We start from the raw sequence: 10,898 nt of genomic DNA, 5'->3' as shown, positions 1-10,898 counted from the left end.
CCTCCTCACCCGCCTGTGCAGCCACTTCCCCACCAGCCCCCGCGACGACGGGAAACAGGTCACCGCTGAGATGCCTTTGCTCCAGCTCGCCCTGTGACACGACGGCCACCACGACCAGCACTTCTCCCGCATGAAGTGCGCGACCGGCACCCGGCCCGCGCCACCATGGACGTCGATCGCGCCGCCGATCACCCGCCCTGCGCCCCCTCGCCACGCAGGCCCGCGGCCGCCCACCGGCGAAGCGCTGTGACAGCCTCCGCGTGGTCGGCGGGGGTTAGGCCGGCCATCGTGACGTGATGGTTGCCGCCGGGCACCCACAGCACGCGCGCGTCGCGAAGGGCGGGCCGGAAGGGCTCTGCGACGGACGGGTCCTGAGTACCGTTGACGAAGAGGAACTGGCTGGCGCGCCGCCGGACCCAGCGGTCGATGTCGGGCATGGACTGGGCGTTGAAGTGCATCGGAATGTCACGAGGTACGAAACTGCGGGGTTCGATGGCGCCCGGGTACTGCAGGAGTCCGTCCAGATGGGCTCTGGGGAGGTCCAGGTAGCCCAATTCTGTGCCGAGTTGGTACCAGTAGGGAATGTAGTTCCGGGCGGTGGAGTCGGCGTAAACGGGTAGGGCGGCCGTCTCTTCCAACCACGCGTACAGTGCGTCGGTGGAGGAGTCCGGGCCGGGAACGGCGGTGGCGTCCGTAGCGGTGCGGTTCTGCCAGAACATGAACGGCACCCGCAGGACGGCGATCTCCAGTGCCTTGTCGGCGCTGCCGACGATGCGGAAGGTGTCACCGGTGGCAGCCGCCCAGGCCTCGTAGCGGGCTACCAGGGATGCGCGGCGCAACAGCATTTGTCGCTGTGCCGTCTTCAGGGCGTCGCGGACGGTGGGGGTACCCACGTGCTCCAGGAATCGCACGTAGGCGAAGTCCTCACGATCGTCGACGTTGTTCGGGGCGGAGTAGGCGACGGTGCCGTCCACGTCGTGGGGGTGGAAGCGGCGGTGGTACACGCTGGCCATGCCGCCCTTGCTGCCGCCGGTGGAGATCCACGCGCCGGGGTACAGCCGACGGAAGAGCCGGACCACTCGGTGGTGGTCGTCTGCGGCCTGCTGGATCGTCAGGTGGGTGAGATCGGAAGCAGCCGGACGTGAGGTGCCGAAGAAGCGATGCTCGACGCCGATCTGATTGCCGCTCAGCAGGACCGCCGGTTCGGTCCTTCGCGGCACGAGCGGCACTTCATATCCCGTGCTGAACAGGACGGTGGGCCGGTCAGCGGCCGTGTGGAGCAGGGTAAGGCGCTGTTCGAAGGTCCCGGCCCCGGGGTCGCCGTGGTCGACCGGCTGGCGCAGACCGAGCACGAAGAAACGGTACCCGGTCTCGGCGCTCGGCCGTTCCTCGATGACCCGTAGGCCCGGAAGCGCCCGCAGGGAGTCCACCACATCATCGGCCCCTGCGCGGGTCCGGTCCGCGGCCCTCACAGACACGGCGGGCAAGCCCGCCGCCGAGGCCGCCATAGCAACTGAGGTGAGCAGACGTCGTCTCGTGAGGGTACGCATGGAAGTCCTTTCCGGTGCTGACTGCCTCAGTACAGCGGCCAGCCGCACCAGTGAGCACCCACGCGCGAGGGAACCTCCTCCCCCAGTCGGGGGAGAGACCGCGTCACGAGCCCTCCTCGGCGACCCCTCCGGCAGGGCACTCGACACCCCACCACCCGGCGCTCCTTGTGCACCAGCCGACCGTCTGCCAGTCCGGCTTGCCGCCGCTGCAGTCCTCGCCCAGCACCCGGTCCGAGCTGCATTGCTTACGAGCGTTGTCAACGCTGTCCGGGCTTGATCATCCGGTGTGTTGGAGCGCCAGACCGGGGGATAGAGCGAACAGCGGAGGCACCTGCCCGACGGCCGACGCCCGCGCCCGCCAGGGCGGCCCGGGCTTCAGCGCGCGAACGACTCCAGCATCGTGAGCTGCGAACTGGAGCAGCCTGTCGCACCCGCCTGATGCTCCGCCGAACGCGGTTGAGCGCTTCAGTGCATCCGCCGGGGCTACCGCTGCCGGTGTGGTGGCAAGGCCCGACGCATCCTGAAGATTCACCGGGCTACCTTGGCACACGGGTCGGACAGGCCGGCCGAATCTGCGCGGTGATCGTGGACCGGCTCATTCAACGGCACCATCATCGAGACCGGGACCGACTCGTACCGCCTGGCCAGCCCCCGCGCTCGGGCCGAGAAGCCCGCTAAGGCTGGCCGGCCCTTCGGGGCAGCCACTCACCCGCCCCGTTTGCGGGGCGAGGCCTTGCCTGTTCGCCTGGAGCGTCTTCTCGCTTCAGGGGCTGGTCAACATCCCCCTCGCGGTCAGTATGTCTCGCACTTCGGCCAAAGAGGCGGCGCACATGTGTGCCTGCCCAAGAGACACTTCCGAATGTGTGGTCGTCAAGCCGATCACGTGGCAGCCGGCCGCCACAGCCGCGCTTACGCCAGCTGGTGCGTCCTCAACCACCAGACACGCAGCGGGGGCTATGCGAAGCCGGGTGGCAGCCAGGGAGAAACAGTCCGGCGCAGGCTTCGCGTTTTCCACATCGCTGCCATAGACCTGCACCGCAGGGAGGGGCAGGCCGGCCGCCGCGAAACGCTCTGTGACGAAGTCCCGGTCACCAGAGGTCACGATCGCCCATGGGCTGTCGGACAACGCTTCCAGCAGATCGGCAGCTCCGTCGATCGGTGAGAAACTGTCCTTTTCCTGCATCAACAGCTCATCGAGCAACCTTCGTTCGATGGTTGGATCAAGATGCGGAGCCGCATCCCTGACGGTGTCCTCGGGGCGCCGTCCGAAGGTGAGAGCCCAGACCTTCTCAGGGTCCAGTCCCCGTGTTCGCGACCAGGACGTCCAGACTCTCCGGTGAGCGGCTGCAGAGTCCAACAGGACCCCGTCTACGTCGAAGAGCACAGCAGAGATCGTCATACCGGCATGATCCCAGGCAAGGACAGACATGAGGGGGTGACGTCATGTCTCACGAGGATCCCCGCCTCTGGGCCAGAGCGCCTGCCGTCCGAACTCATTGAGAAACGCTGTCACTGGACGGGCTCTGGTCCACTTCTTGTGGAGCGGTGACGTTCGGTCACGCCAATAGGACTCGCTTGCGGAGGAGTTCGAACCCCGCGCTGCCAAACATCTGGCGGGTTGGAGCTGCTCCGTGAAACCACCGGCCCCCTTGGGCCGTCTCCACTAGCCTGACTGGTTGTTCGCGCGCCGTGTGGCGCCGGTGGCGAAGGAGGCTGTGCTGCTGTGCTGGCGCTGCGGGAGCACGACCCGGAACGAATAGCGGACTACCGGTTACTCGGTCGGCTCGGTGAGGGCGGGATGGGCGTGGTGTACCTCGCCCGGTCGTCGAGGGGCCGGATGGTGGCGGTGAAGTCGATTCGCGCCGAGCTGGCGACGGTCCCGGACTTCCGGACCCGGTTCGCCAACGAGATCACCGTGGCCCAGCAGGTCGGCGGGGACTGGACGGCTGCCGTGCTGGACGCCGACCCGCACGCCGAGCGGCCCTGGGTCGCCACCGCCTACATTCCCGGGCCCACCCTCACCGATGTGGTGAACCGGCACGGCCCGCTGCCGGAACAGTCTGTGCGCGGTCTGGCATCCGGACTGTGTGCGGCCTTGGCCGATATTCACGCTGCCGGGCTCGTCCACCGCGATCTGAAACCCTCGAACGTCATGATCACCATCGACGGCCCGAAGGTGATCGACTTCGGCATCGTCCGCGCACTGGACGACCCGACCCGCGGCGGACTGACATCCACCGGACTGATCGTGGGCACGGCCGGGTTCATGGCCCCCGAACAGATCCGCGGCGAGCGTCTCACCGAGGCCAGTGACATCTTCTCCCTGGGCGCCGTGCTCACCTTCGCTGCCAGCGGGCAGATGGCTTTCGAAACCCCTGGTGGGCAGGCGCACGCCATCATGTACCGGGTGGTGCACGAGGAACCGGACCTCACCGGCGTCCCGAACCCACTTCTCCCCCTCATCCGGGACTGTCTCGCCAAGGGCCCGGCCGCCCGGCCGACCCTCGACGCGCTCCGGGCCCGGGAAGAGACGCAATACCCCGTCCTCGGGCCGTGGCTGCCAGCCGCCGTCCTGGCCCGGCTGGGGCAGGACGCAGCACAACTACTCGAACGCGAAGACCCGCACACCAGGGCGACACCCGATGCCGCCCTGGTTTCCACGCCCCCAATGCCGCACGCGACCGTGACCGAGCCGGCCCGGCCCGTCACCGCGCCAATCACCGCCCCCAACACGCCGCAGCGCCCGGCCCACCTCTCACACGAGGACGAGCAGCCGCGGCGCACGCTGGCCGAGGAACGCAACTGGCACAACCTTGGCGAGGCTGCGGAGAAGTGCGTCTACCGGCATCGCGGCTGCCTGCGCCCCGCCCCAGCACCGCCGGACGAACCACCAAAGGAAACGGATCCGACCACGTCATCGCCCTGGCCGACAGGGCACCGGTTCGCCGAACGCACCCGCGCCAAGCACGCCACCATCCACGCGCTTCTGGACGCTGGCCACAGCAAGCGGTCCGTCGCCCGGCAACTCGGCATGACCCTCAACACCGTCATGCGTTTCTCCCGAGCCACCACCCCGGAGGAAATGTTCACCGGCCAGTGGCAAAGCCGTGCGACCCCGCTTGACGCCTACAAGCCCTACCTCGACCAGCGCTGGCAGGAAGGCTGCACCAACGCCTGGAAACTGTGGGAGGAGCTCTGCGAGCAAGGCTACCGTCTCCCGCAGTGGATCGAATCGGCCAGAGCCACAACCTGATCAGTCTCAGCCGGTTCGCGCAGCACCTCGAACGCGACCTCGACGCCATCACCGCCGGCCTCACACAGCCCTGGAACTTGGGTGTCGTAGAGGGACACGTCAACCGCATCAAGATGCTCAAGCGCCAGATGTTCGGCCGCGCGGGGTTCGAACTCCTACGCAAGCGAGTCCTATTGGCGTGACCGACCGTCACCGCTCCACAAGAAGTGGACCAGAGCCACTGGACGTCAACGAAGCCAGACGATCAATCCCCGCCCGCCGACGGGTAGCTCAATTACGTGACCAATATCTGCTGTGAACCCGCGTGGCAAGATGCGCGCACTGTGGAGGACCGCCCGGCGGCCCGCATCCCGCCGCGTCGACCACCAAGTTGCCACGACGGTTGTGAGCTGCCGCACCATGAGGTGCGGGTCCGGAAGAAGGGGGTGCTCAAGCGTCTCCACTCGCATGACGGGGCCCCTGGTGGACCGGTCCTGCAGTCCGGGCACGGGCAACACCGGGCCATCCCTCGGCACTGTCCCGGTCCGTCGCCGTGGGCGGTTGTCAGTCGGCGGAGACCATGAAGTTCAGCATCCTGTGGTTGATCTCCTCCGCGTGGTCGATCTGCGGCCCATGGCCCGTGCTGGAAATGATCTCGGCTCGGGCACCGGAGACGAGGCGCGGCACCCGCTCTGCCTGCCGCTGCGGGTGCACGAGGAGGCTTCGCTTGCCAAGCACCAGATAAAGCGGAGTCCGGATGGTGGACAGCTCCTCCTCGGACAGAGGGTGCGGCGACGGGCGGCGTATGCGGTAGGCGCGAACCGCCGTTCTGATCATCGCGCGCAGTTCCGGCACGACGAGGACCGGCTGCTCGAGCCAGGCCGCCAGTCGCGGGCGGAGCGCCTTGGGTGCGAAGGTCGCGAAGAGGCCGGCGAAGAGCCAGACGAAGAAGCGCAGCCCCACCTTCTCCAGGCCGCCGGGGTCGAGCAAGGTGACCGAGGCGAGGCGAGCGGGCCTCCGGTGCGCCTGGTTCAGGGCGAGCCAGCCACCGTAGGAGGAGCCGACCAGGTGAGCACGCTCGAGTCCGAGCCCGGCGAGCGTCTCATCCAGCCACTGCGCGGCGTGTTCGGGCTGGTGGATGGGTTCGCGCTGCACGCTGCGGCCGGGATCGCCCAGGGTGTCGATCGCGTAGACCGGGCGGTCTGCGCTGAGGACGGGGGTGTTCGGGTACCACATGGCGGAACAGGAGCCCGCCCCATGCACCAGGAACGGGGTGCGGGATCGGGCAGCAACCACATCGACCCCACCGGTCTCTTCTCGGTAGAGGGCGCTATGAAGGGGATGCTGAAGAGCGCTGGAAGAGCGACCAAAGCAAAGGCCATATGGGACACGGGGAGTGCCCTGGCCGACGGTGACTACCGTAAAGCTGCCGCAGTCGTGGCCGGAGAGGTGGCGTCCACCGTCACTGGTGCGGCATGTGGTGCCGTAGCTGCCGCTGCGGGCGCGCCGACTGCCGGTGCAGGAGGCTTTGTGGTCGGAGCCGCCTGCTTCACCGGGGCCGAGTACGTCGGTAACGCCGTGCAGAACGAAGCAACCGACGCCTGGTCGTAGGGCTGGGCACGAGAAAGGATGAGCCGGTGGCGAGAACATATCTGATTGCCAATGAAGGGCGCGTGATGCCTGAGGGCACGGCGGGGCTTGTAATCCTTGCCATAGCCATCGCCGCCCTAGTGGCGATGGTAATTTACGGGAGGGTTACCCGGAAGCGTGGCCGCAAGAACTGACGTCTGGTTCTGCGCGGCACGACAGATACACGCCTCGCCATCACGACTTTCCGAAGAATGCTGCCCCGAGCGTAACCGCTCGGGGCAGATTCTGCGTTGTGCCTGCCAATGGTTGAGTGTTGACCTGCCAGAACTGGTCGATTACGTGGCGAGGTTGGCCTGTATAAGGAAAAGCTTGATGGCGTCCCGCTGTGTGGTGTAGGGGGTCTCCGCGGTTGAGTGCGCGGGTTCTGCTCCCTCGGGTGCACCGTCTGCCGGTGTCTGCTCCCTGCTCAACTGGCAGACCACCGTGCAACTGTCCGGAGTGAACGGGCAGTTCGACCCCAGGGGTGCACGGTGGCCTTGTCCCAGCATGACCTACTTCGCCTGCTTGAGTCACTACGTTCGGCCGATGGGCTTGAACTCGTTCGCGAGGTCGCCGAGCGGCTGCTGCAGGAACTGATCGAGGCCGAGGCCACCACGAAGATCGGCGCCGAGTGGGGCGAGCACACCGACACCCGCACCACCTGGCGCAATGGGCACCGCGAGAAGACGATGACCACGCAGGCCGGCGACCTGGAACTCGCCATCCCGAAACTGCGGGCCCACCGACGTCGTCCAGGTCTTCCCCAACCCACCCGCCGTCCTCCGCCTGGCCACCGCGGTCCTCGCCGAACTCCACGACGAGTGGATCACCTTCCCCCGCTACCTCTCCAACGAGAGCATGGACGCCCTCTACCTCGATGCCCCAACCGTCCTACCCGCCACGTCAGACGACTGATCGCCTACACCACGACAGGGGACATGACCACTGCAAGACCACTCCCTCCACACGAACGACGGACAGAGCGCATAAGAACCGCTAACGAAATGAGGTGCCGTCGGCTCAACGTGCTCCGACGGCACCCTGTGAGGTACAGGCGTCATCGGGTCAGAGAGTGAACTCGGAATGACAGCCCTTCTGAGCTATGCAGTCTCAGACTGGAGTGGTCGGTCTCTCGGATCCAGGTAGCGAGACGCTGGCCACCACCCCCGATCTGCACGCGGGAGATGACGCCATCCAGATCATCGACCCCGACGGAGAGTTCCCACTGAGGGGTAGCGATAGGTTCGCGCGCCGCGATGAATTCGGCAGCCGCCAGAGCAGTACCTGTCAACTGGTGATAGAAGTCCCGGGCCTGGTCTGGTTGGTCGCAGGCCAGGACCATGTGGTGTGGGGCGCCTACGAAGCGGGGCGGGAGCTTCCACCCAGTGAACCCATGGGGTTGCCACAGGGAGAAGGCGGCACCCACCGGGTCGATCAGCGTCGCCGTACGGCCCTGATCGCCCGCGTCAAAGGGAGCCACGACAAGACGCGCGCCGTTCGCGGTCGCGGCTTCGGCGCGACGGTCGATGTCGTCAACGGCCAGGTAGTAGGCCACGTGGGCGGGCGTGTCCGGCGGGTAGATCGGGTTCGCAAGGTCGCTGACGCCGCCGATCTGGTACCCGCCGATGGCTATCTTGGTGGCCTGGCGCCAGTCCTCCTCATCCACCGCGAAACACCAGCCCAGTGCCTCCGATAAGAAGGCGGCGGTGCCGGACGGGTCGCGGGTTTTCAGGTCCATCCAGCAGAACTCGTTCAATGAACCGAGGGCGGTCATCGTGTCCTCCTTGTCTTCCGAGTGCTGGGTATCGGCTCGCCGGGCGACTGCGCAAGCGGGTTTCAGCTGCCAGCCGTGCGAGAGCGCTGGCGGGAAGCCGGCGGTTTCTGCTGCGCATGCAGTGACACGAGTCGTCTCCAGCAGATGAGAGCGCATCCGAGGGCGAGGAAGGCCTCGTGGATGTCGTCGCGTATCTCCCAGCGGATCCGCAGGCGGCGGAACCAGTGCAGATGGGCGAACGCGCGCTCGACAACCCAGCGTTGAGTGCCCAGCCCGGAACCGTGCTCGGTGCCCCGCCGGGCGACCAGCGGTTTCACTCCGAGACCCCAGACCAGGCGCCGGTACTTGTCATGGTCGTACCCGCGGTCCGCGAGGACAACATCGGGGCGCCGCCGCGGACGGCAGCGCTTGCCCCGCACGGGCGGAACGGCCTCCAGGAGCGGGATGAGCTGGGTGACGTCGTTGCGGTTGCCGCCGGTCAGCGTGACGGCGAGCGGGATGCCGGTGGCGTCGGTGATCAGGTGGTGTTTGCTGCCTGTCCTGCCCCGGTCAACAGGGCTTCGTCCTGTCTTGGGCCCCCCTTTAACGCCCGGATGTGGGAGCCGTCGACCGATGCCCGGGAGAAGTCCAGCACATTCACCCTGCGGAGCTCGGCCAGGATGACCTCGTGCAGCCGAGGCCAGGCGCCGGCCTCGGTCCACTCAGCCAGGCGGCGCCAGCACGTCATACCCGAGCCGAAACCAAGCTCCTGCGGCAGGTGTTCCCAGGCGATCCCGGTATGCAGCACGAACAGAATGCCCTGGAACACCAACCGGTCCGGATGCCGCTTGCGCCCCGGATAGCGAGTGCGGCGCTCTACCTTCGGCAACAGCGGTTCGATCACCGCCCAAAGCTCGTCCTCAACGTGCCACGGCTTCGGCTGAGCCATCCCCCACCCCCGGATCGTCACTTCCGGAGCGATCCAACCACCTCGAAGATCATTTTGTTAGGAGTTCTAAGCCGTATCTGACTAGGTGTCAGCAAAGTCAGCATCAGGTCAGCAAGTGTCCTGCCACAGTCATCCACTAATGGCGACACCTTGGAATCGCCGTTCACACGGATGCAGCCTTGCACTCCACCAAGTCGCCCGCCCAACGATTGGAACCAGGGAGAACGACTCGCGAGCGTGTACCACTCGCCAACGACCGACCTCAGGCATTGCCGCAGGTCAACGGAGCCTCCCGCGAGGCTTCAGCGGCACAGCCGGCAGCTCGGGGGCGGACAGTGGGGCACCGTCGTACCCCTTGACCTCGCCGAACCGGGAGCCGTCCATCCAGTCCTGACGGGCCTGCTCGATCTCCTCCTGGGAGCGCCCGATCCAGTTCCAGAACATGATCAGCTCTTCCTCGAACGGCTCGCCGCCCAGCAGCATCAGGCCCGCGTCCGAGTCGGCGCGCAGGGGGAGTTCGTCGCGGCCGCAGCCGAGGTAGAGCATCGAGCCCGGCACCAGGGGCACGCCGTCGACGTGGGCCTCGCCGGACATGGACAGGACGGCGTACTCGAAGTCCCGTTCCAGGGGGAGGCGTACGTCCGTGCCGCCGGTGAGGGTCAGGTCGGCGCCGACGAGTGGGGTGTACGTCGTGCCCGGGGACGCGGTGCCGTCGAGGGTGCCCAGGAGCAGGGTGGCCGACAGGCCGGGGGCGGTGACCAGGGGCAGTTCGGCGTGGTACTCGAAGTGCGGGTCGGTGTGGCGGTGGGCGTCCGGGAGGGCGACCCACAGCTGCGCGCCGTGCAGGCGGCGGGCGTGCGGGCGGGGGCTCTCCTCGGAGTGGCTGATCGCGCGGCCGGAGGTCATCAGGCCCAGCTGTCGCGGGTGGATGGTCTGGAGGCTGCCGGTGGAGTCGCGGTGCAGGACCTCGCCCTCGTGCAGCCAGCTGACCGTCTGGAGGCCCATGTGCGGGTGCGGGGGCACCTGCATTCCGGGCTCGTCGGCGATGTCGTCGGGACCGTAGTGGTCGACGAAGCACCAGGCTCCGACCATGCGGCGGCCGAGGTTGGGCAGCAGTCGGCGGACCTCGGTGGACTCGCCAAGCTTGACGTTCCGAGGGCTGAGGAGTTCGCGCACGGGTTCCGTCACGACGAAGCCGCGGCCGCCGCACAGGCTGGGTACCGCCGCGCGATCAAGATTGCTCATGCCGCCCAACCTAGCCCCGGACGGCCCCGCGCGTCAGACGGTCGCCGGGGCGTCACCTTCGCGGGGCGGCAACCGGCCACGCCCGGAAGTGATGGAATGTTCAACCATCTGTGGTGGTTGCAGGTGTCGAAGGAGGTCACGAGTGGACATGACGTACTACGACCACGGAACGCCGGCGGAGCGCTGGGAGCGCGCGCGGATGTTCTTCGACGCCAAGGACTACGCCGCCGCCGCGCGCGTCCTGGACGGACTGGTCGGGGAGGTGCCCGAGCAGACCGGACCGCGCCTGCTGCTGGCGCGGTCCTACTACCACTCGGCGCAGCTGCGGCGGGCCGAGTCCGAGCTGCGGATCCTCGTCGAGCGCGATCCCGTCGAGCAGTACGCGCGGCTGATGCTGGGCCGGACCCTCGAACGGCAGGGGCGGCAGGAGGAGGCCGACGCCCAGCTGCGGATCGCCGCCGCCCCCGGCTTTTTTAAAAAACAAAAGCGGCCGCAGGTATATCTTTGGTGGGATTTGGGGGGGGCCGGGTTATTAAAAAA

6 protein-coding genes and 6 pseudogenes are annotated in these 10,898 nt (G+C 67.4%); 6 read left to right on the top strand and 6 right to left on the bottom strand.

What is annotated here, in order from left to right; translation table 11 throughout:
• Positions 1-188: 188 nt before the first annotated feature.
• Positions 189-1,508, bottom strand: a complete 1,320-nt coding sequence (locus DMH12_RS34210; RefSeq protein WP_260474447.1) for a S28 family serine protease — start codon at positions 1,506-1,508, stop codon at positions 189-191.
• 609 nt (positions 1,509-2,117) lie between these two features.
• On the opposite strand from DMH12_RS34210, the pseudogene DMH12_RS40085 reads away from it, so the two are divergent.
• A pseudogene (locus DMH12_RS40085) lies at positions 2,118-2,232 on the top strand (AAA family ATPase); the annotation flags it as partial.
• Positions 2,233-2,313: 81 nt separating this feature from the next.
• Here DMH12_RS40085 and DMH12_RS34200 read toward each other — a convergent pair.
• Complete coding sequence (locus tag DMH12_RS34200) at positions 2,314-2,949, bottom strand: HAD-IA family hydrolase (RefSeq protein WP_125495228.1); 636 nt, start codon at positions 2,947-2,949, stop codon at positions 2,314-2,316.
• A gap of 324 nt (positions 2,950-3,273) precedes the next feature.
• Between DMH12_RS34200 and DMH12_RS40375 the strand changes: the two genes are divergently transcribed.
• Positions 3,274-4,803 carry a protein kinase domain-containing protein gene (locus DMH12_RS40375; RefSeq protein ID WP_312023990.1) on the top strand — a complete coding sequence of 510 codons (1,530 nt, stop codon included), beginning with the start codon at positions 3,274-3,276 and terminating at the stop codon, positions 4,801-4,803.
• Positions 4,804-4,814: 11 nt separating this feature from the next.
• Positions 4,815-4,985, top strand: a pseudogene (locus tag DMH12_RS34190) (ISL3 family transposase); the annotation flags it as partial.
• 361 nt (positions 4,986-5,346) lie between these two features.
• Here DMH12_RS34190 and DMH12_RS34185 read toward each other — a convergent pair.
• Positions 5,347-6,072: pseudogene (locus tag DMH12_RS34185) on the bottom strand (alpha/beta fold hydrolase); the annotation flags it as partial.
• Positions 6,073-6,785: 713 nt separating this feature from the next.
• Here DMH12_RS34185 and DMH12_RS40580 point away from each other — a divergent pair.
• Positions 6,786-7,130, top strand: a pseudogene (locus tag DMH12_RS40580) (transposase); the annotation flags it as partial.
• Between the two features lie 25 nt (positions 7,131-7,155).
• A pseudogene (locus DMH12_RS40575) lies at positions 7,156-7,281 on the top strand (transposase); the annotation flags it as partial.
• 187 nt (positions 7,282-7,468) lie between these two features.
• Here the strand turns inward: DMH12_RS40575 and DMH12_RS34170 are convergent.
• The 3 genes from DMH12_RS34170 to DMH12_RS34160 all read right to left on the bottom strand — a co-directional run bounded on the left by DMH12_RS34170 (position 7,469) and on the right by DMH12_RS34160 (position 10,358).
• Positions 7,469-8,185, bottom strand: coding sequence for a VOC family protein (locus DMH12_RS34170; protein ID WP_125495225.1), 717 nt, complete (start codon positions 8,183-8,185; stop codon positions 7,469-7,471).
• Positions 8,186-8,247: 62 nt separating this feature from the next.
• Positions 8,248-9,113, bottom strand: a protein-coding gene (locus DMH12_RS34165) for an IS5 family transposase (protein WP_399189827.1) whose coding sequence is annotated in 2 segments (ribosomal slippage) — positions 8,248-8,771 and positions 8,771-9,113 — 867 coding nt in all. Because the reading frame shifts where the segments join, the coding sequence is not laid out codon by codon here.
• Between the two features lie 279 nt (positions 9,114-9,392).
• Positions 9,393-10,358, bottom strand: a complete 966-nt coding sequence (locus tag DMH12_RS34160; protein WP_125495223.1) for a pirin family protein — start codon at positions 10,356-10,358, stop codon at positions 9,393-9,395.
• A 142-nt stretch (positions 10,359-10,500) separates the two neighbouring features.
• On the opposite strand from DMH12_RS34160, the pseudogene DMH12_RS34155 reads away from it, so the two are divergent.
• A pseudogene (locus tag DMH12_RS34155) lies at positions 10,501-10,821 on the top strand (tetratricopeptide repeat protein); the annotation flags it as partial.
• Positions 10,822-10,898 lie beyond the last annotated feature (77 nt).

Origin of the sequence: Streptomyces sp. WAC 04229, from assembly GCF_003947455.1 — a bacterium.
Classification (GTDB): Bacteria; Actinomycetota; Actinomycetes; order Streptomycetales; family Streptomycetaceae; genus Streptomyces.
This window is presented reverse-complemented; position numbering and strand designations above follow the sequence as displayed.